This is a genomic window from Aestuariibacter sp. GS-14, assembly GCF_006494365.1.
GTDB lineage: Bacteria > Pseudomonadota > Gammaproteobacteria > Enterobacterales > Alteromonadaceae > Alteromonas > Alteromonas mangrovi.
Map to the genome: position 1 here is coordinate 112,812 of NZ_VHIP01000012.1, position 20,946 is coordinate 133,757.

Consider the following 20,946-nt stretch of genomic DNA (forward strand, 5'->3'; position numbering starts at 1 on the left):
TCTCATGCATTAAGATTGCGCCAACCGATTGGCTCGCAGTAACAGCATTATGGCACACGCTGCTAACAGTGCAGCAATTACAAACGGAATTCCCGGATACACCGGATAGGCATTACCTGGCGTGGTAAACAGATGAAACAGCCAGGGTAAAGTTAAAGGCGTAATGATTGCGCCAACACTTCGGGTTGCCGCAAAAGCGCCCTGCAGCGTGCCCTGACTGGATGGATCGGTATGTGAAGACATGTAGCTCATCAACCCCGCGTTGGTCATAAAGCCCATTGCACTGGGAATGATAAACGGCAGCAACCAGTACTGATTACTGATCACAGCAAATGCAACTGAACCTATGAGCAAGCCCACCATGCCAGTAAGACTGGCCGCCAGATCGCCGAATCGCTGCGAAATTCGGCCAACGGCAATGCCCTGGGCAATGATACTCACTATGCCGTACATCCCCATGGACAAGCCAATTTCTTTCGGCGTCCACTGGAACTGATAAGCAGTAAAGTACGGCCACACCGTCGGTACGGTATTCAATGCAATGTGTAAGCAAAGAACGACCACCAATAAGCGGGGAATTTGCTTGTTCACACTTAACTGCATAAACACGCCCCACGGACTGGCATTCACCAGCTTAAAAGGTCGGCGCAAGTGTTTTGCAAGGGATTCTCTGAATACGAAGAAACCTAATAAAGCGTTAGACAGTGTAAGCAGTGCTGCTACAAATATGGGTGTACGCAATCCATACTCCGCCAGCAATCCACTGAGTACCGGACCAAACATAAAGCCCAGTCCGAAAGCCGCGCCCAGAGAACCATAACGTTTTGCCCGATTTTCTTTCGGCGTGATATCGGCGATAAAGGCACCGGCCACAGCGGGCGTTGCGCCGAACAAACCCGCCAGAGCCTGAGCTAAAAACAGCCATTCAATAGAGGGGGCAAAGCCCATAAGAAGATAATTGATACCAAAAGCGGTAAACGACACCAATAATACGGGTCTTCGCCCAAACGCATCACTCAACGCCCCCAATAATGGCGTTGCAAAAAACTGAATAGTGGCAAACAAGGCAATTATTGCCCCGCCGTACAGCGCCGCTCCGGAAATATCCACATCAGCCAATTCCCGGATAAGATCAGGAATAATAGGTGCCAGCAAACCGTGTCCCATTGCATCCAGAAACACCGAGACCAGCACAAACCACATGGCAATTTTGGGGTTCGACTGGCCACTGTTCCTCACATCTGGTACTCCATTGTAAGCCCCTTAAACTGCTTTGGTCAGATTTGCCGAGCCGTTGTATTCACTTGCAATGAATTCAGCGGCTCTGGCCGTTAACGCCATAGTGGTAAGCGTTGGACCACCGGCTCCGTTAGACACAAAGCAACTGCTGTCGGTAACAAACAGGTTTGGGATGTCCCAGCTTTGGTTGTATTTATTTAATACTGACGTACTGGGGTCGTTACCCATTCTGGCACCGCCACACTCGTGAATGGCCGAGCCCAGCGCCAGACTTTTCTGATAGGACAGTTTAAACATAGTACGCTCGAACCAGCTCGCATTAGGCATCAGGTTGTCGCGGTTATGAATATCCAGAATGCTGGCGGCAATCTCAATGTTCCACCCCATGGTATTGACCATTTCCAGAATCGCCGCCATTTGCGCTTTGGCCATGCGACGCTCGTTGTCACCCATTCGAATATCAATATTGGCAACCGGTATACCCCAGGCATCTTTTTTACGGGTATTCAGCGTTATGCGGTTTTCCTTTGCGGCAAGCATTTCCCCCTGAACGGTTAAGCCGAATAACGTAGGAATGTGGTTCGGTACAGGAATACGCCCTACCATGCCCTGAATGTTAAAACCGCGAATAAAATCGTACTGGCTGGAGTCGGTCAGGTTTTGGAAGCGCGGAATGTAGAAACCGCCGTGATTATCACCAGGGTGTTTGCCGTCTACCAGTTCAAAACCGGTTGCACCAGGCACTGAACCAAATACCACGCCATTGGTTTGATCCATAAAGTACTGACCCAGTACCCCGGAACTATTGGCAAGTCCCTGAGGGAATGTTGACGTGCCGGAATTCAACAACAAACGCACAGTTTCAATGGTTGATGCGCACAACATCACCACATTGGCGCGAACCTCATGCTGTTGTTTGGTCTCGCGATCAATAAAGGTAACACCACTGGCATTGCCGGTAGCCGGATCAATATTGACTTTGCTCACTACGCTGTTTGGGCGCAGTGTAAGGTTGTCGGTTGCGGCTGCCGCAGCAATAGGTGATGTGGTGTGGGTTTTCCCTTCGGCGTCGGCGCGAGTTGCATCAGTCGCTACATAGCGCCAGGGCGTAAATTTCCGCTCTGGCCATTTGTCTTGTACCGTATTCTGAAACTTCTGTTCGAAACTACTTAAACCGGCTTCGTTACTGAATTGTCCATCCGGCAGGTTGGCGATGTTATCTTTTCTGCCGGTGATTTTCAGGAATGACTCCACGCTGTCGTAATAGGGCACCAAATCCTGATATTCGATTGGCCAGTCGTCGCCATAGCCATCGTGACTAGCGGCTTTAAAGTCGTAATCTGACATACGAACAGCTACTCTTCCCCACGACTGAAAACGTCCGCCTACCTGACGACCGCGGATCCACAGAAAAGGATCGGCGGATGTTGTATAGGGGTTTTGCAAGTCGTTGACGAACAATTCTCTCTTATCTGGAGAAAACCAAGAGCAGCGTGCCTGAGTGTGTTGACCTGTTGCCCCTGCTGCGATTCGGTCCCAGGTATTCACTTGCCGCTTTAAACCCGGACGCTGGAAAATCGCTTCGTCTAACGCAGGGCCAGCTTCCAGTAATAACACTTTGAGTCCCTTTTCGGTCAGTTCCTTTGCGGCAATACCGCCCGTCGCGCCCGATCCTACAACAATAGCATCATAGTTCATGTTCTTATTCTCAACTTCGATATCAAATTTTATAGAATTTTAATTCTAATATTTTTCAGTTGCAAGTGACGAACGCAAATATTTTTACACATACTCTTAACAATCATATAGTTACACTTACAAATCAAGTTCATAAGCAACTGTATTTCATAGATAAAACAAATAAAAGAATACAAAAAACAATATTAGAACTATTGTTTTAATATGAAAAAATGTTAAATTTCAGATCACCATATTAGAAAGAGGAATCAATCATGACTCTGGAAGCCAGTGTAATAAAAGATGATGCGGTGCGAAGTACCCCATCAGGATATGAAGTTGACGTAAGAATTGCTTGGTATCGTTCGCTACCTATTGCTTGTCTGGAAAACCTGTCTGTTTCTATTAATGAGCAACAGTTTACTGCAGACCAAATTTCAATCCGGGTAAATGACATTCTGATACCCGTAAACAAAGCCGGTGAACTATTAGACGAGTGGTGGTTTACGCAAGACCCTATCACCGCCATTCTGCCGACATCTTCGCCTTTGAGTAGCGGGGAGACTGCAACGGTAAACGTGTCTTTAGCCACACGTATTCCCTACATCATTATCGGACCGGACACTGCCTTGGTTCAACGCACCGACGTAAGCAAAGAGGTAACTATTCAATGAGTATCATGTTAGGCACCACGATTTATTCTATGACCAACGAATGGCTTGCCGGTCAATTCACACTTCCTCAATTAATCGATGAAGTGGGACGTCGTAAACTGGGCCCGGGTCTTGAGCTGATTGGTTTTCAGAACTTGCGCGGTTTTCCAAACAAAGTCGACAAACAGGACATAAAGGTCTTTCTCGATGCGGTTGAACGCAATGAGCTCACGCTGACTTCACTGGCGGGCAATGCCGATATCGCGTTAAATCCAGCGAAGTGGATGGACACCGATCAATCCGTTGAGTACATGCGGCCACAAATCGAAATGGCTGGCGAACTGGGATTCCCGGTAATGCGTATTCAAATTGGCTTAACACCAGAAGTACTAACAAAGCTGGAACCGATCGCAGCCAAAGCCAAAGTAAAACTGGGCATGGAAGTACATGCACCAGAAGGCCCGAACACCCCTAAGGTACTGGCAACGCGTGAAGTGTATGAAAAAATCGACTCTGAATACCTAGGATTCGTGCCGGACTTTAGTTCGTGTATGCGCGCCATTCCACCTGGGATGATGGACAAACTTGGACAAGCTGGCCTTTCAGAGGCAGGAAAGCAACTGATTAATCAGTACTGGGAATCAGATGGTCATCCCTTCCAGCGCTACATGGCTTTTGCAGAGCAGGCCCGTGCGCAAGGCGAACCTGAACTACCTATTTCACAGGCAAAACTGATCTTTACTATGTTCGGCAGACAGCAGCCTGAAGAGTGGGCAGATATTCTGGATCGCACAGTACACATTCACGGCAAATTCTATGAAGTGAATGAGGAGTGTACTGATTCTCCGTCGATTGATTACCACCGTATTCTGCCTGTGTTTGCTAAAGCAGGCCGCACCATTAGTATGTCCAGTGAATGGGAAGGTCATGCTTTCTGGGATGCCGATGAAGTATGTGCGTTTGAAATGGTGCACCGTCATCACAGAATGTGCGAACACATTTTAAACAAGTAACGCGTTGTCGAGCCTGCTTCAAACCCAACAGAAGCATTGCTCAGCTCAGGCCTGCCGCACAGTGCCCGTGCGTTGCAGGCCTTTTTCAATTTATACGCAACTGAAGTTTACTCACTTCCATTGAAGATGCCGCGAACAGGGACTTACTGGTGATTAACCGCAGACAATTCTTAAAAAGTAGTACCGCATTCAGCCTGATGAGTTTCCTTCCGGCCTTTGCATCAAAAGCCAATACGCTTCCCCGCTATGATGGCGACTGGCAGACACTGTTTAACGGTCAGGATTTAAAGGGTTGGAATATTTTCGATGAGCAGTCTGGCTTAAGTAACACCAGTAAACTCGTTAATGTTCAAAACGGCATCATTCATATTCTGGCACCGGAGACCTATTCAGACACTACTTCCCCATTTGGCTATATTGCTACGGAAAACGCCTACAGTAACTATCACTTAAGTCTGGAGTTTAAATTCGTTACCACCCGTTATGACCCGAGACGTCTTGCTAAACGCAATAACGGCGTTTTGTATCATCTCGATCCGAATGTGAATAAAATTTGGCCAAATGGCGTAGAGTTTCAGTTACAGGAAAGTGACATGGGCGACGCAATTCTTATCAATGCGCAATGCTGGCCGGGCGCCGATCTGGGCGGTACGCCTGCATGGCCATATCAGGTTCCAATAACGCCAAAACCTGCTGACTCCATTCCTCCTGAACCACGCAGAGATATAGAACGGCAAAGAGTGATAAAAAACGGTAACTTTGAGCGTGAATTTGAGTGGAACAAAATAGAGGTAATCGCCATCAACGATAAAGTAGCGCATCTGGTTAATGGCCGGATCATTAACACCTTGTTCGACATTCGAGTTCAGCGCAGTGACAACAGAAATGCGTTTATTCCCTTGACCAGCGGACGTATCGCATTAGAAATTGAAGCCGCAGAGGCAATGTTCAGAAATATTCGAATCAGACAAATTGCCGTTTAATTTAATATTTCTGAAGTCCTGAGTCTGAACGTGTTGTGTACTTCAGACTCTGAATGAACAAATTAAAGTAGTCAGATCACAGAAAGTAGCTAATCAGCCTCAACCTCTATCCCCAACTGCGCCAGCAATTCGTGCTGCTGCCATTGCGTGATTTTGATACCGGTGACATCCACCCTGCGAATATCCAGGCCCACTAAGTCACAATGACGTAAATCGGCGTTTTGCAGTTGGCACTGATACCAGCTTTCCGGAGAGAATTCCCCCCGGGATAGATCAGAACCCTGCAAACTGGCACCACTAAGATTTGCCTCGGTCCAGCGGTTCCCGGATAGTTTGCAGTCTTCAAGTCTGGCGCGCGACAGGTTGACGTAACTCAGATTACAATCCGTAAACACAGCAGAACAGAAGAAGGTTTTGTGATTGATTTGATTGCTAAAACTTGCCTGAGAAAAATCCGCACCTTTAAGGTCGCACTGGTTAAATACTACGCCTAAGCAATCGGCCCCTTTAAAATTTACCATCGCCATTTTGCAATGCTCGAAGCGCGCGTCAGCTAATTTACTGAAACTAAAAGAGCAAGCGCCCTCTGCGCCCGGTTCCACAAAACTGCAATGCTCAAAAATCGCATCGGTTAAATTACACCGGTCAAACCGGCAACCAAGAAACTGACAGTGTGAATAATACTGTCCTGACAAATCCTGACCGGAAAAGTCAACGTGTTCAAATATTTCATTTTTCATTGTGTACAACTTGAATAAGTAGCGGTGCTTCGATGAACACCTCTATTACAAACATTAAATCAGCCCTTTGGCCAGTTGCGATGCGGCGTAATCTGCCGCTCTGGCGGTAAGTGCCATATAGGTTAACGACGGATTCTGACACGCAGAAGAGGCCATTGCCGCGCCATCGGTAACAAACAAATTGGGCACATCGTGGGCCTGATTATACCCGTTTAACACTGACGTATTGGGATCGCGCCCCATTCGCGCGCCACCCATTTCATGAATGGCGGAGCCGCCTGGGTTTGGCCGGTCTGAACCGAACAACACTTTACCGCCCGCTGCGGTTACCATTTTAGCCGCTTCTTTCTTTGCAGCTTTAAGCAACTTGTGTTCATTTTCGCTAAACGAAAAATGAATTTGCAGTTGCGGGAATCCATCGGCATCGGTCCTCGAAGGGTCCAGGGTGATATGATTTTCGGCTCGAGGCAAACACTCGGCGAAACTGGTTAGCACAAACTTCCAATCGCCCGGCCCTTGCAAGTCGTTGGCAAAGTCTTCGCCAATACCTGCTTGCTTGTAGCCGCGAGACCACCCAGCGCGATAGGCTCCGCCTTGATAGGAGAATCCGCGGGTGTAGCCCTCTTCCGGTTTGTCTAAATTCACAAACCGCGGGATCACCACGCCGGTAGGCCGGTTACCGTAGTAATAACGGTCGTTAAAGCCGGGAATAACCGACGCCACGCCAACGGTACTGGCGTGATCCATAATGTATTTACCCAACACACCGCTGCTGTTGGCCAACCCGTTTGGAAACGCCTCAGACGTTGACCGCAGCAATAAGCCTACCGAGTTAAACGCCCCCGCACACAAAAACACCAGTTTACTGTGGTAAGTGGTGGTTTGGCGGGTTTGGGTGTTGAGCACTTCCACGCCGCTAATGCGATTAGATGCGTTATCGTGGATCAGGCGAGACGCCATACTGTTGGTCAGCAGAGTTAAATTACCGGTTTTCTGCGCGGCTGGTAGTGTACTGCTTTGGGTACTGAAATACGCACCAAATGAACAGCCCCGAGAACAAATAGAGCGGTTCTGACATGGCGCGCGGCCCTCATCCAGCTTGCCTTCAGTCAAGTTTGCAGTTCGTCCAATGGTGAGCCTGCGTTCAGGAAAATGTTCAGCAATCTGCTCACGCATGTATTGCTCAACCACATTGAGCGCCATCGGCGGCTGAAATTCACCGTCAGGCAATTGCGGCAAACCTTCCTTGGCCCCGGAAATTCCAACAAACTGTTCAACATGATCATACCAGGGCGCTATATCCTGGTAGCGAATTGGCCAATCGGTGCCATGACCGTCATTGGCATTGGCGCCAAAATCGTAGTCACTCCAGCGATAACACTGCCTGCCCCACATGAGCGATTTCCCGCCCAGATGATAACCCCGAATCCAACGAAACTGGCTGTCGCCCGGTGTTTGGTAAGGCTGTGCTTTATCGTCTACCCAATAACTCTGGTTCCACTCGGTTAAATGCCCGGAATGTTGTTGTACCGGGTAGTGCTCGTCGATGTACACCTTGTCACCCTCACCGCGAAACGGCATTTCCCAGGGCGCGCGCATTTCATTTTTATAACCGGTGCGGTGAGGTATGTTCTCCCCCCGCTCTAGCAACAGTACTTTTAAGCCTTTTTCGGTAAGCGATTTGGCCGCCCAGCCACCGGTGATCCCAGAGCCCACCACAATGGCATCGTATTGCATTTCACTACTCATGCGTATTTGACTCCTGTCCAGTCGGTGGAAAAGGCCTTGGGATTCTCACTGAGTGGAACATCCGGGTCGAAACGCCCTGGTACCAGCACGTATCGCAGTGCCTGACTCGCACCAATCTCAGAGGTAAAATACCCCACTACGATGAGCGCTTTCAGCGCTTTCCATGCGGCCAGTACTTCGGGCATGGGTACGCCTCGTGGATGACTGAATGCAGCGGCATCAAGTGCCGTTAGTGTAGTCATCTGTTCTTGCTCGTTTAGCGACACGAATCGGTTTCCGGTATGTTCGTTTAGCAAGGCTTCGAAGCCACTGATTTGCTCAGCTTTAGCGCCCTTCATGCCATGTGCGGCGGCTAGGGTAATAAAGTCTGGCACCTTGGCTTTAACAGCCCCTGGCACCGATGTATCAGGGATCACCAGATCACACATCAACGTGAAGAACGGGTTATCCGCTAGTGATGATTTATCCAGCGCGGCCCATACAGTTGAGGGCGTCAGTGCCAGCCCACAGGCTGCCATGGCCTGCTTTAACCAGGTTCTGCGCTGCGTATTGTCAATGGTATTCATAGGCTGCTCTCTTATTGATTAAATGCGCGGGCTTTGGCTCCAAGGGGAATCGTTACACTACCCGTTGCAGCCCACTGCGTTCCGCGCAAAATTAAACTTTTCACACCATCGTGTAACAACGTATCCGGGCCATGCCCAAGGGCAATACAAAACACCCTGCCTTTGCCATATTCCACCGTCCACACTTGTGGATTATCTGCTGCCATCGCTTGCATAGCAGCGAGTTTTTCAGGTGTATATAAGTGCGCAGGGTACTTAGGGCCCGCAATGGTTTGAGAATATAACGCCGGGTCATCATAGGCTGTTGCCAGTACACGAATTTTAGCGTTCGGATGCCAGTACATGTTGGTGTACATGTCATCGTTCATGGTCCACACATAGTCACGCATACCCTGGGTAACGGGATGCTCGTGATCGGTAATATTAACCAGAAACGCATCGGGTGGTGAGCGACGACTGCCCTGATGCGGGCGCATAGTGCCACCAGCGAGCTGTTCGAATTCAGGCCAGCCGGGCGAGCCCATATTCAGCGAGGCGTGATACAACACTACCCCACCGCCATTTTTGGCATAATCAAACAATGCCTGCTCGGCAACGCTGCCCCACCGGGCTTCTTGTGCGTCGGTATAATTCCAGCGGCCCAGATAGTTTACAAATACTGCGTCGTAGCGATTCAACATAGCCAGCGTGAGTACCCGCGGATCTTCAATCACCCTTACATCGAGCTCGCCGGTTTCCAGCATTAAGCTTCGCAAACGGGTATTCACGCCGGTCCAGTCGTGTTCGTATGAACTCTCACCGGTCACGATGAGTACCCGACTGGCAGTATCAGACGGAACAGCAGGTACAACAACCCGTTGCACCGTTTCCGGCGGGCGGTAATCAGGCACGGGTATCACCACGCTTTCTGCTCCGATAACAGGAAATACACATGAGCAAAGCAGGATGAAAAAGAAAGTATGTTGGTGGTCGGTTAGTTTGTTAACCAACCGTTGAATAGCAGAATCCAGCATAAAGGCCTCCGCGCAAACACCGGTACAAAGCAATACGACACAGCTCTGTACCGGCAGGTTGGTTTACAAAGACAAGGTTTTTATATCACGGGTGGTAGGTACAAACGGCAAATAGGATACCCGCATGGTAATGGCCACACTGATCTCATGCTCACCGGATGCTACTGGCTCATCAGTCAGTGCAATCACTTTGGCTTTTTCGCCAAAGTTCCAGCGATCACCATATTCGGTTTCCATTTCGTCCAGGGTCCACATGTTGCCACGTGCTGCAAATCGCACCTTACTGCGCTCGATCTCTTTGCCATCGACAGTTACCGCGATGTTTTCGATCATCGACAAGCCCAAACCACGGTAATAGGGCAAACGCGCTAACACGCTTACGCCTACACTGCCGTCACTCAGCGTTTCAGCGGCCAGACTATCTTCAACAATAACTTTATTATCAAACATACGACCTCCTACTTACCTTGTTGACTGATTAAGGTTTCCAGCATTTTTTGCTGTCTGGATACCTGTGTAACAGAATCCACTTCTTCAGCGTCTTCTATCCAACGGTTACCTTCGTACTCAGAACAGATATAGCCGTTGTAGCCACCTTCGGTGAGTACTTTAACAATCTGATCGTAAGGAATGGATGGTTCAACAAGATCTTCGGTAATCTGATAGAACTTGCCGTGAATATTGTGAATACGATCCATGTGCGCCAGCATGCGGTTTGGCTCGTACGCAGCGTTATGACGCAGGGTTTCAGCCATGCCCAGCGCAGGACCTACCCCGCCCATATCGCGCACGTTTTGGATCACGTATTCACTGAGTACGCGATCTTCGTAAGCTTTTTCAATGTAGTCGGCAATTTTCTGCGGTACACCGTTGCGAATAAAGCGCGCTTTCCAAACCGGCGGGAACTTCTCTAAAAACATCCCCATGTCTGGCAGGAAACCCAGCGCATCAGAACCTGATTTATCGTACGCCTCTGCGTGGCGCAAAATCCAGGGATGGTCAAAATGCAGTGGTGCATGCACTTCAAGTAACAACTTCACGCCCGCTTCTTCGGCGTATGGCGCGGCGGCCACCAGCACATCTGGATCAATGGATACCAATGCACGTAAAAATGGCGTACCCAGGCGCTTGGCAAAATCGATATCGCGCTTAATGCTCTCAACCTGCTCGTCGAATGGCATTAAGCGCCCTTTGTAACGCTTGTAGTCCAGCATGAAATCATGGGCAACCGGCGTAGTGCCGTATTTTTCCATTAATGCATGCCAGTGTTGAATATCTGCTTCTTTGGCGGGTTGTTCCGGGTAGCCCCAGAAACTTTGTTCACCAATAACCTCGATGCCATTAGCACCTAATTCAGCACAAGTGCGAATGCAATCTTCAAGGTTCATTTTCCCAAGGAAGGTCTCATGCTGAAAACTATAAAGGCTGACGCCTCGTTTTATCGACATAACTATCTCCGATAGCGTTTTCATGTGTCTGCTTTGCGAGTAATTAGCTCGCGCGTTGGCCCTGCATTGCCCTCACCTGTTAAATTAACAGTTGCAGGTGTCCGGTATTCGCCGCCGCATTGTTGTGCAAGCAACGAATCCGAATATTGATGTTAACGTTGAGTAGGGACAGGCTGGCCTTTTGCCCTGCTGCCAAAGTGTGCAATCAACGCCACTACGGCTGCGGCAATGCCCACATAACCGGCCACTTCGAATGCGCCCTGAACGGAACTGGTTGTTTCTTCCAGCCTTGCCACCAGCCAAGGGCTGGAAAACTGACCAAAGAAGAAGCACGAGGCCCAGATTCCCATGCCGCGACCTCGATGCTGTGCAGGCACTTTGGTTTGTGTCCAGGCGATTAAACAAGGTACTGACATGCCTGCGCCGGTTTGCTGAATTACCAGACCAGCTACTAGCATTGGTACCGAGTCAGCCATGCCCATAATCAACAAGCCACTGCACAGCACGAAAAAGAACGCGCCGAGTTGGATAGCATTGGACTGCTTACCCAGCAGTCTGAATATCAGCGCGCCCACCATGACAAATAAGCTGGGAATAGCCGACAGTTCACTGATACGAGAAGGCTCCGTGACGCCAATTTCTCTGAATACCAGTCCACCCGAAATAATAAACACGTAATACAGTGCAGAAGCCAGTAGCGTAACGCCGCCAATCATGGCCATGGTAACAACTGGAAACGGTGTTTTTGCCATCGCAGGCGTTTGCTGAGCCTGTGTATTGGCATGCGCTTTCTTTGCTGGTTCAGTTAAGTAGCGCAGCATCAAAGCAAATACCAGGAATGCCACACCATAAATAATAAACACACCGTTCCACTGGATTTCAGTAGCCGGGCCAGCCAGGCGAATCACAATAGCACCAAGGAATGGGCCCGCAAGACCTTGCAGGAATAACCAGTCGCGGCGACCTTCGTCTTCCCAGTAATCGGCAATCAGCGTGTTAACCGCAGTAATAATAATGGCTTCAGAGAAACCCAGCAGAAAACGACTGCCCATCATCATGTACAGGTCGGTGAGGAAAAACGGTGCAATACCAAACACGCCATAGAAAAACGTTGCCCACAATAAGGGTTTCACCCGGCCGAATTTGTCTACCAGAATGCCGGCAAATGACGCCGTTAGCGCAATTGCCAGTCCGGGTGCAGACACCATAAGCGGTACCAGATCCCTTGCATTTGGGTGATCTTTAAAGTGATCGATGATGGAGGGCAATGCCGGAAACATAGACACAATGGCAAATAACGGCAAAAACGCCGATATCACAATAATCAGCCCTTGGGGCACCAGGGTTAAACGCTTAAAAAAGTCGAAAATCTTGCTCATCTGCAACCTGTCCTGCAGTTAACTACTCGAAACTATTTTATAGAATAAGGATTCTAAAAAATGAGTCAAGACAATTTCGTTAATTAATTTTTTACAACCTGTAACATAACGGAACATGTGCGCCAACTTTACAGGGGCACACTTGAATTAAATTTATAAATATTCTTTAAATTCAAACTATTAAACCAATTCAAATTGATAAATAGTCTATCATTACCGGCACCAATAGAATTTGTGCAAGCCACAGAAAATGACAAGCGCTCTGATTGAGAATGGTAAAAACGAATTCTAGTATTTTTCAGGGTATTGCAAAGATCACGTAGAATGTTCAGAACCAAAAGCATCAAACTTTTTATTAACATCCAAAAGCGAACGTTGTATTCTAATATGAATTTCAAATCATTTTAGCCCAAACGTCAGGAATATAGCGTGACCGCAGCCCCTAAAAATTATTTAAAAGAACCCAAACAGAATCGTAGTAAAGCGTCTTTAGAACGCTTGCTCAATGCGGCATGTGAGTTACTGACAGAAAACGGCTATAAAGATTTCACCCTACAGGAAGTAAGTAAACGCGCCAAAGTTTCCATAGGTTCTATATACAACCGCTTCAAGAGTAAAGAAGACCTGATTCGACTGTTACAAGTTCGCGAACTGGAAACGCTGGAAGTGGAAACGGCCATGGTGATCACCCGTATTCGCCGCAAACAACTCAAGCTGCGTTTGCTGGTACCGGAAGTGATTACTGAATACGCCAACCTGCTCAAAACCCACAAAGGCATTTTACGCCCTCTTATGGAAATCAGCGCCGTGGATGAAGTGGTAGCGAGCTATGGTAAAACCCATGCCGCACAAAATATTGCGGATTTCATACAACTTTTGCTGGAACGCAAGGAAGAGATCTCTCAGCCAGACCCGGCGCGTGCCGTCGATCATATATTCAAAGTCGTGTACGCCGCGCTGGCGCGTTACTTAGGCCTGGGTATCATGGATGGCGTTTCCGGTGAAGGTGACTGGGAAGAACTGCTCGACGACTTAAGCCAAATTACCCTGCATTATTTGCTGGGTCATCCGGATAATCTGAAAGAGTAATAAGACTGCGCTCTGCAAGCAGAGCGTTCATCTAACGTTAAACAATCTCTATTTCTACTGCCTCACCCGCTCTGGCATGGGGCGCTACCCACAGTGTTATAGTGCCGCTTTCCAGTACCTTGTTGAGCTTCTGATCCAGATAGGCAAACTGACTGGCCGACAGAGTAAAACTCACCGTTTGCTGCTCTCCTGGCTGTAACGTCACCTTTTTAAAATCCAGCAATTTACGTACAGGCTGCACAACTTTGGCGTAAGGATCCTGCATATAGCACTGCACGACTTCTGTAGCCTCCTTCTCTCCGGTATTGGTGATCACTGCACTTACCGTAACCAAGCCGTCTTTACTCACTGAAGCCGTATTAACTGTAGGAGTATGGTATTCGATGGTGGAATACGTCAGGCCGAAGCCAAAGGGGTATAACGGATCGTCGGGTATGCCAATAAAGTGTGATTTAAACATCGGCGATTCGCCCACTGGGGTGGGTCTGCCCGAACTTTCCCGCGCGTAGTAGTAGGGCTGCTGCCCCGATGCTATGGGAAAGGTTACCGGTAATCGACCCGACGGTGACACATCACCCATTACGATATCGGCAATAGCATGGCCGCTTTGCGTGCCTAAGAACCAGGTTACTACTATGGCCTGAGCGTGTTTCACCGCGCCTTCAAGTGCCAATGCCCGGCCATTGCGAAGTAGTATCACAACAGGCTTGCCTGTCGCCGCTATCGCCTCTGCCAATTGTTGCTGCACCACAGGGAGCGTAATGCTTGCCCGGGATGATGCTTCACCCGACATTGAAGCAGACTCGCCCACGGCCAGCAACACCACATCAGCAGCTGATGCTGCTTCAACTGCGCACTCGATACCGCCTTCGATAGCCTCTGAAATGCCACAGCCGTCCTCAATGATGAGATTAGACGGCGAAAGTTTCGCTTTAAACCCTTCGGCCAGACTCACCGAGACAACCTGTGGCGCAAAGGGTGACCATGCGCCATCGACATTTTTAGTATCGCGGGCAAACGGCCCGATAAGCGCGACTTTGGCGGTGCTGGCAAGGGGTAATAGTTGCCCGGTATTTTTAAGCAGCACAATGGATTTATGCCCGGCTTCGCGAGCGAGCGCCAAATGGGCAGCACGCGCTTTGTCTGCCGCATGAGCCTGATCAACCCGAAGGAATGGATCGTCAAATAATCCGGCGCGCATCTTCACATCCAGAATGCGGTAAACAGCCAGGTCCAGTACCTTTTCATCCAGCTCACCACTTTGCACCAGTTGTGGTACATATTTGGGGTAAATGCCACTGACCATGCCTATGTCGCATCCGGCGTCCAGCGCCAGCTTAGCTGCTTCGCGCTCGTCTTTAGCAAAGCCGTGATTAATGAGTTCAAGCTCCGACTGGAAATCGGAGATAACCACACCACTAAAGCCCATTTCGGTGCGCAATAAGTCGGTTAACAAGGCTTTATTACCGGTACTGGGCACGCCGTCTACGGTGTTAAATGCCGCCATGGTAAATATTGCGCCCGCATCAAAGGCCGCTTTAAATGGCGGTAGATACACTTCGTGCAAGAGTCTGTCAGACATAGCAGTACCGGCGTAATCCAGGCCGGATTCAGCCGCACCATACCCTAAGAAATGTTTAGGGCATGCAAGCAGGCCTTTGGGATCGGTTAAGCCTTTACCCTGAAAACCTCTCACCCGGGCGGCTGCAAATCGCACCCCAAGTAAAACATCTTCACCAGCCCCTTCCATTACCCTGCCCCAGCGCTGATCGCGGGCAATATCCACCATAGGCGCATAGGTAACATCGATACCCAGATTGGTGGTTGCCTCTACAGCACTGGCACGGGCAGTTCGCTCGGCCAGTTCTGGCTCGAAACTGGCTGCCTCGGCCAGTGGTATGGGATAAATGGTATGGTGACCATGAATAATATCGGCACCAAATATCAACGGGATTTTTAACCGGGTTTCCTTAACGGCGGTGGTTTGTGCGTACACTACCGAGTCAATGTCTTCTGGCGAAGTCATCATGCCCATTTGCCCGCTGCGGATCTGCGCCTGCTGGGCCGCGAGTAATCCAGCGGCTTGCTCTGGCGTAAAATTAGGCGTGAACGGATTGATCTTCTGAAAATTAGGCTGCACCATTTTAGGTGACAGCACACCATCCATATGCAATTGCCCGGCTTTTTCGGCCAGCGTCATTTTGGCGATCAGGCTCAGCAGATAACTGTCTTGCTGCCCTTGCACCTGTGATGCGCATCCGGCGATTGAGGCTACGATGGCAGTGGCAACCGAGCCCTTGAGAAATTGTCGGCGATCTACATGTAGTTCAGTTGTCTTCTTCACACTCTTTTCCTGTATTTTGACTGATAACGCCACTACTGACATTCAAGTTTGATATTGCCTGCAAGGCCAGCCATCCTCGGCGCTGTTCCTTGCTGATACACATTGGGCGCAAACCCAGGCTCGCTTTGCTGCTGATTAGCCTGGGCAATCAAGCGGTTGGCCCAGTAATTCGCTACGTTTATTTGCAATTGATTGTTACCGGCCTGAATAAAACCGCTGATGTTGATGCGATAAGGCGGTGTCCACACATACCCGGCTTGCTTGCCATTCACTAACACTTCGGCCAGGTCGCCCACGCTATCGGCCTGTAAATACAGATCCCCGGCGCATTGCTGGTTTACGGTAAAATCACTCTGATAGCGCGCAATGCCGCTGTATCCCTGCCAGCCGATGTCGTCCAGTTCAGAAACGGGCGTAAGCGCGGCAAGTGAGAGAGCTGGCACTGTGCCGTAACGCTCATCGCCACTTAACTGCCATGGACCGGTTAAATTTTGCTGCCAGTGGGAAGCAGTCTGTGTTGGTGAATCATTACTTACGCCACTGCCATTGCCATTGCCATAGCTTTCAAACAACAGGAATGTGGAATCGTGGGCCTCAAGTGCAAAACTTACCCCACCGTTCACCTGTTCTAACACGCGCTGCTCGCCGGTTACCGCATTGAGTTGCCACACCGTTGAATTCTCACCGGTTGCTTTATCAGGTAGTGAAACCGACATGTGCTGTGCTTGAGAATGAGTATTCACCACAAACAACAGCTCGCCTTGTTCAAGCGAACGGCTTTCTACCAATACCGAGTCTGGCTTAGCGCTTGTGATTTGGTATTGTGCTGACAGGTTCAGCGCCTCAATGGCTTCGCTGATAGAGGTGAGTGCAAGCGTATTCGGCAATGACCAGATGCGGCTAATCAGTGCAGCTACGTCATCCGGGGAGTCATTGAGCGACGGACTGTCTTTGGGTGGTTGTCCAACGATGATTGCGCCGGATGTAGCGAGACGCTCGATGGCTTTTAGTGAATTAAAGGTGAGGAATTCTGAATCGCCGCCCAGGAATAAAAATGCGTACTCAGTGCCTTGCCGGGTGCGTAACTTGCCTTCCGGCGTTACCGTTAACAAGGCTAGTCCTGCGGGTGATAAGTAATCGTAATCGTAGCCTTGAGGTACCTGTGGCTGAGTTTCACCAAACAAGGAAGTAACCGGCGCTTCATCGCCAATAAAATAACCCAATGAGGCGCTGGGATGGCCTTGTTGCAATAAATACTGCGTGCGGGTTAAATACTCAATCCAGGGCTTAGCCATGTCCGCCCAGGTATTGTTGCGGTTAAAATAATGCCCCAGTAATGGCATCATGGGTTTACCCGGCGTGTAGTTAACTCCGCCACTTTGGTGCACCGAGCTGTGCAGCATAAGGCGGTTGCCGCCGTGAACAAAGGCCAAATCCGCCGCGCGTTTTAGCTCTTTTGGCCCGACGGCCCAAGGGTGACCAAAGGTCGTCATGGCTTCCACTGCCACTATGTTTGACCCTTTTAACGCCGCCACCGACGCCGCGCCTTTAATGTCGGCAATATAGGTAGGTTTAGGCGATTTACCCGGCTCAACATACCAGAATGCGCCCATTGGAATGCCGCCTGCCAGGCGAATATCCAAATCGTTACCCAGTTGAGGGCGGTGATCTTCCAGTGCTTCGGTGTAATAGGTTAACCCGTGCTCGCTGGCATAATTAGCGATGGTGCCATAATGGGCCTGCGTTAAGGTATTGGACACATATCGGCGCAGGTCATACAGGAATTTGTCGGTCTCTCCGGCAGTCCCCACTACTTCGCCGCTCAGCGCAGGTAAAAACGCTACCGGATCGTATTGCAACACCGCACTAAACTCATCGAGTATTGCTGCACTGGCATTTTGTGGCCCGGACTCAATAGAATCACTCAAAATACCCGTGATCCCAGGGAAAAATTCACCGTCGCTGGTTTGGTAATACGCAAAATAGCTATCCAGATACTCGCGCACTAAAGCGGCATCCAGCTTATCCACTTCCAGACCGGTAGCGTTACTTTGCGCCGGGCCATTTTCATGGCCGGTAAGACTATAGCCCAATCGCATAATTTGCCAGTTACCCTTTGGCACCTGCCATTGTAATTCACCAGCTGAGTTAACTTTAGCCGTTAAATCGATCACGCTGTCAGGCTGAATGCCTGCTTCGTTGCTAACAGGTGCTGCAAGAGGGTAATAACGCGGTGCGGCGGCAAAACCGGCTTTTTCTTCGGCAGAATGGATAACCGCCCGATGATGCAACTGCACTTCTGAAATAGCGTAATGGCTGGCATGGGCAGGAAATGGCAATTTGCTGGCGCCGGGCGCATAGCCCAATGTGTCGATAAAGCCAGGGGCTGTGTCGCGTACCAGTTGCAGTTTAAAATACTGCGCAGTTACCGCAGGATATGCGGCCGTTCGTGTGAGTGCACGAGTAGCAGGTAATTCACTTAATAACTCACAATGGCTGGCTGGCTTGTCTTCACAAGCATACCACCGCGCCACCGGCGGGTTCGGCGAGCCAAAACCTCTGGCGCCTGGTAAGCCCAGGGTTACGCCATAGCTTGTTTGTGCGCTGCCACTGTCAAAAACCAGCGCCACATTGCCGCTTGCGTCAGTTTGAATACTTGTAGCGGGCCAAAAGGCACCGTCCGCTAACAACGAAGTTAATTCAGGGTGCGTTGGTGTGGTTAATTGAATAGCTGGCGATTCTGGTATCGGATACGCCAGCACTTTTACGTCTTTGGCAAAGTCGGCTTGCTCATGACCGCCATGCCCCATCGCGGCCAGCGGAATATCCTGATAAGGCCCGGCATGGGCGGGCAATGGCGGTAAGGTAATATTGAGTGTTTGCCCGCCTTTTACGGTGGTAACAGACCACACCCATTTTTTCATGGCCTGCTCTTGGGTTACCCATGGCCCACCGGTAGCGCTCCAACCCGGTGACGTAGTGATCACAAAGTCCATGCCAAGAGACTGGGCTGTACCTGCACTTAGCTTAACCGCATCGCGCCAGGCATCGCTGCCAAAGGTAAGGGGTTTGTCTGGCGCTGGGCCCATGCCCGCATCAAATAACTGTACGCCTGCGATACCTTGTTCAGATAACCAGGTTAAATCGGCCACCGCCTGCTCCGGACTTACATTTCCATTCATCCAGTGCCACCAGGCATGGGGGCCATATTCAGTAGGCGGTGCGGCAAATTGCGCCCGCACATCGGGATTTGTTGTAACGGATGGCTTAATCGACGTGTTGTTTTGTAGCGCGGTTGATGCCGGTGGCTCGTCTGAACATCCCGCAAGGATCAGCAATACACTTAAGGCAATACACCTCATGAAGGTAGCCCTTTGTAACGGAAGTCACGAAAACGCGCTTGCCCCTTGCCACAGGCAAACAAGGCTGGCTTAAGCCCCTGTAAATCGTCCACGGTATTGACATGGTAGCCAGACACTTCGCTGCGTAATCCGTGGCGTTGCCAGTCAATACCATCGGTACTGTAATAAAAGCCAACGATATGGCGATCATTCACAATTTTAAGGTGCAGCGTGTTGGTGGTAGGCGCACGCTCACGCCAGTGGCTCGACTTTCCGCCCCGGTAAGTCACCATGCCCTGCTTGCTGTGGCCCATACCAATAAATAAGCGACTATTGTAAAACAGCAATAACCCCGCTTCGGTATCGGCATCGATATCCACTACTACAGAAATTTCGTAGGCGTGATCGCCCACGGTTTGCACCAGCGGCGCGCTGTCGGCAGGTGACGAGCCCGATGCCACAAGAGTCAGGGTTTTGTTACTCAAAGAAAGGCGCTGCTGCTCGTTGGCACTGGCACCGAAGAACACCCAGCGGGTACCTAATAATAATTCACTGAAATCGTCGGCATGGGTGAAACCGTGGGGGCGAGACGTTGTGCCTGCGGCCAGAGGTAACGGTAAAGGAGCAGAGAGATCGCCGCCTAATGCCACGGGCCAGTCGTTTTCATCCCAGGTCATAGGTTCGATCAGCGTTTGGCGCCCTAACGAGCGATAACCATTTTCGTAGCCGTGGTATACCATGTACCACTTATTGGGATTGCCTTCCGGGCCAGGTACCATAGTGGCGTGGCCGCGTGACCACCAGTATTCCTGCTCACTTTCGGTACGCACAATGGGATTGTGCGGGCAGTTTTCCCATGGACCTTGAACAGACGTAGAGCGCGCCACAATCACCATGTGCCCGGTGGCAGGCCCGGCCGTTCCGCCTACTGCCGACACCAAATAAAAGTAGTCGTTACGTTTAAACAGCTTGGGGCCTTCCAGCGCATAGGCTTCGGTGATCCACTTGTCGGGATACTGCCAGCCGTCGTAGGCATGGTGAACCTCACCAACAGTAGAAAGACCATCATCGCTCAGTTGAATGCGCTTAACACCCGACAAAAACAAATACCGTTTACCGTCTTCGCCCACTATGTGGCCAGGGTCAATATAACCGCCAATGTTTAAATCCACCGGCTCACTCCATGGCCCTTCAATGTTGTCAGCATGGATCACCATAATATTGGCAAAACTCTTGAGAGGCGGCGACCATGGGGCTTTCATAAACGGAATATAGATGTAATAACGGCCGTTGTGTTTTACCAAATCCATGGCAAACACAATGCCCAGCGGTTTTGCGAGCGCAGGCCCAACTGGCTGCCAATTCACCAAATCCTTAGAGTGCCAAATTAAAATACCCGGCGCAGCATCAAAGGATGAGTGCGTCATGTAATAATCGTCACCGTCCTTTAAAATGGTTGGATCGGGGTAATCGCCAGCCAGTACCGGGTTGAGGAACGTCCCGTTTTGCAAATCTGCTTGGCGGTGCCCTTCTGCACTCACCGCCCAGCTTTTGGGATTTACCTTTCTCACTGTTTCCGAGGCCATGGAAGCACCCGCCACCAGCCCCCCTGACAGTGCCAAAAACTGCCTGCGATTTACACTCATTGTGTTCTCCGACAATAATAATAGAACAAGAATACTATTATTTATTACAATGAATTAACAATCAAT

At 49.9% G+C, this 20,946-nt stretch carries 16 protein-coding genes; 4 read left to right on the plus strand and 12 right to left on the minus strand.

The window, feature by feature from the left end; translation table 11 throughout:
- Nucleotides 1-9: 9 nt before the first annotated feature.
- Both FJ444_RS16585 and FJ444_RS16590 read right to left on the minus strand, forming a co-directional pair.
- Entirely contained in the window at nt 10-1,239 is a 1,230-nt protein-coding gene (locus FJ444_RS16585; protein WP_140960138.1) for an MFS transporter, read from the minus strand.
- A gap of 24 nt (nt 1,240-1,263) precedes the next feature.
- A complete protein-coding gene (locus FJ444_RS16590; RefSeq protein ID WP_140960140.1) occupies nt 1,264-2,937 on the minus strand; it encodes a GMC family oxidoreductase in 1,674 nt (557 codons plus the stop codon).
- Nucleotides 2,938-3,191: 254 nt separating this feature from the next.
- Here FJ444_RS16590 and FJ444_RS16595 point away from each other — a divergent pair, with 254 nt between their 5' ends.
- From FJ444_RS16595 to FJ444_RS16605, 3 genes are all read left to right on the plus strand, one after another.
- On the plus strand, nt 3,192-3,590 hold the full coding sequence (locus FJ444_RS16595; RefSeq protein WP_140960142.1) for a DUF6379 domain-containing protein: 399 nt from the start codon (nt 3,192-3,194) through the stop codon (nt 3,588-3,590).
- Nucleotides 3,587-4,582: a sugar phosphate isomerase/epimerase gene (locus FJ444_RS16600; protein WP_140960144.1), complete on the plus strand. Its 996-nt coding sequence runs from the start codon at nt 3,587-3,589 to the stop codon at nt 4,580-4,582. Before FJ444_RS16595 ends, FJ444_RS16600 begins: the two co-directional genes overlap by 4 nt.
- A gap of 149 nt (nt 4,583-4,731) precedes the next feature.
- Nucleotides 4,732-5,565, plus strand: a complete 834-nt coding sequence (locus FJ444_RS16605) for a DUF1080 domain-containing protein (protein ID WP_140960146.1) — start codon at nt 4,732-4,734, stop codon at nt 5,563-5,565.
- An 89-nt stretch (nt 5,566-5,654) separates the two neighbouring features.
- Here the strand turns inward: FJ444_RS16605 and FJ444_RS16610 are convergent, their stop codons facing one another.
- The 7 genes from FJ444_RS16610 to FJ444_RS16640 form a co-directional block, all read right to left on the minus strand.
- A complete protein-coding gene (locus FJ444_RS16610; RefSeq protein ID WP_140960148.1) occupies nt 5,655-6,305 on the minus strand; it encodes a Qnr family pentapeptide repeat protein in 651 nt (216 codons plus the stop codon).
- 54 nt (nt 6,306-6,359) lie between these two features.
- Complete coding sequence (locus tag FJ444_RS16615) at nt 6,360-8,054, minus strand: GMC oxidoreductase (protein WP_219993909.1); 1,695 nt, start codon at nt 8,052-8,054, stop codon at nt 6,360-6,362.
- On the minus strand, nt 8,051-8,620 hold the full coding sequence (locus FJ444_RS16620) for a gluconate 2-dehydrogenase subunit 3 family protein (protein WP_140960150.1): 570 nt from the start codon (nt 8,618-8,620) through the stop codon (nt 8,051-8,053). Before FJ444_RS16620 ends, FJ444_RS16615 begins: the two co-directional genes overlap by 4 nt.
- A gap of 11 nt (nt 8,621-8,631) precedes the next feature.
- Nucleotides 8,632-9,633: a ThuA domain-containing protein gene (locus FJ444_RS16625; protein WP_140960152.1), complete on the minus strand. Its 1,002-nt coding sequence runs from the start codon at nt 9,631-9,633 to the stop codon at nt 8,632-8,634.
- Nucleotides 9,634-9,696: 63 nt separating this feature from the next.
- Nucleotides 9,697-10,083, minus strand: a complete 387-nt coding sequence (locus FJ444_RS16630; protein ID WP_140960154.1) for a DUF6379 domain-containing protein — start codon at nt 10,081-10,083, stop codon at nt 9,697-9,699.
- Between the two features lie 8 nt (nt 10,084-10,091).
- Nucleotides 10,092-11,081: a sugar phosphate isomerase/epimerase gene (locus FJ444_RS16635; RefSeq protein ID WP_219993910.1), complete on the minus strand. Its 990-nt coding sequence runs from the start codon at nt 11,079-11,081 to the stop codon at nt 10,092-10,094.
- A gap of 152 nt (nt 11,082-11,233) precedes the next feature.
- A complete protein-coding gene (locus tag FJ444_RS16640; protein WP_140960156.1) occupies nt 11,234-12,460 on the minus strand; it encodes an MFS transporter in 1,227 nt (408 codons plus the stop codon).
- A 429-nt stretch (nt 12,461-12,889) separates the two neighbouring features.
- Between FJ444_RS16640 and FJ444_RS16645 the strand changes: the two genes are divergently transcribed.
- Nucleotides 12,890-13,549: a TetR/AcrR family transcriptional regulator gene (locus FJ444_RS16645; RefSeq protein WP_140960158.1), complete on the plus strand. Its 660-nt coding sequence runs from the start codon at nt 12,890-12,892 to the stop codon at nt 13,547-13,549.
- 37 nt (nt 13,550-13,586) lie between these two features.
- On the opposite strand, the gene FJ444_RS16650 is transcribed toward FJ444_RS16645, so the two are convergent.
- The 3 genes from FJ444_RS16650 to FJ444_RS16660 are packed head-to-tail and all read right to left on the minus strand — an operon-like array spanning nt 13,587 to nt 20,880.
- The gene (locus FJ444_RS16650) at nt 13,587-15,893 is read right to left on the minus strand and encodes a glycoside hydrolase family 3 N-terminal domain-containing protein (RefSeq protein ID WP_219993911.1); all 2,307 of its coding nucleotides are present in this window, start codon (nt 15,891-15,893) and stop codon (nt 13,587-13,589) included.
- Nucleotides 15,894-15,925: 32 nt separating this feature from the next.
- Nucleotides 15,926-19,255, minus strand: coding sequence for a glycosyl hydrolase (locus FJ444_RS16655; RefSeq protein WP_140960162.1), 3,330 nt, complete (start codon nt 19,253-19,255; stop codon nt 15,926-15,928).
- Nucleotides 19,252-20,880, minus strand: a complete 1,629-nt coding sequence (locus tag FJ444_RS16660) for a family 43 glycosylhydrolase (RefSeq protein WP_140960164.1) — start codon at nt 20,878-20,880, stop codon at nt 19,252-19,254. The genes FJ444_RS16655 and FJ444_RS16660 overlap by 4 nt, the downstream gene beginning before the upstream one ends.
- Between the last annotated feature and the right edge of the window lie 66 nt (nt 20,881-20,946).

What these genes read in the sequence shown, in the direction of transcription:
- FJ444_RS16590 (WP_140960140.1), bottom strand. Translation starts at nt 2,937, where the DNA reads ATGAACTATGATGCTATTGTTGTAGGATCGGGCGCGACGGGCGGTATT.
- FJ444_RS16595 (WP_140960142.1), top strand. Translation starts at nt 3,192, where the DNA reads ATGACTCTGGAAGCCAGTGTAATAAAAGATGATGCGGTGCGAAGTACC.
- FJ444_RS16600 (WP_140960144.1), top strand. Translation starts at nt 3,587, where the DNA reads ATGAGTATCATGTTAGGCACCACGATTTATTCTATGACCAACGAATGG.
- FJ444_RS16610 (WP_140960148.1), bottom strand. Translation starts at nt 6,305, where the DNA reads ATGAAAAATGAAATATTTGAACACGTTGACTTTTCCGGTCAGGATTTG.
- FJ444_RS16615 (WP_219993909.1), bottom strand. Translation starts at nt 8,054, where the DNA reads ATGAGTAGTGAAATGCAATACGATGCCATTGTGGTGGGCTCTGGGATC.
- FJ444_RS16620 (WP_140960150.1), bottom strand. Translation starts at nt 8,620, where the DNA reads ATGAATACCATTGACAATACGCAGCGCAGAACCTGGTTAAAGCAGGCC.
- FJ444_RS16625 (WP_140960152.1), bottom strand. Translation starts at nt 9,633, where the DNA reads ATGCTGGATTCTGCTATTCAACGGTTGGTTAACAAACTAACCGACCAC.
- FJ444_RS16630 (WP_140960154.1), bottom strand. Translation starts at nt 10,083, where the DNA reads ATGTTTGATAATAAAGTTATTGTTGAAGATAGTCTGGCCGCTGAAACG.
- FJ444_RS16635 (WP_219993910.1), bottom strand. Translation starts at nt 11,081, where the DNA reads ATGTCGATAAAACGAGGCGTCAGCCTTTATAGTTTTCAGCATGAGACC.
- FJ444_RS16640 (WP_140960156.1), bottom strand. Translation starts at nt 12,460, where the DNA reads ATGAGCAAGATTTTCGACTTTTTTAAGCGTTTAACCCTGGTGCCCCAA.
- FJ444_RS16655 (WP_140960162.1), bottom strand. Translation starts at nt 19,255, where the DNA reads ATGAGGTGTATTGCCTTAAGTGTATTGCTGATCCTTGCGGGATGTTCA.
- FJ444_RS16660 (WP_140960164.1), bottom strand. Translation starts at nt 20,880, where the DNA reads ATGAGTGTAAATCGCAGGCAGTTTTTGGCACTGTCAGGGGGGCTGGTG.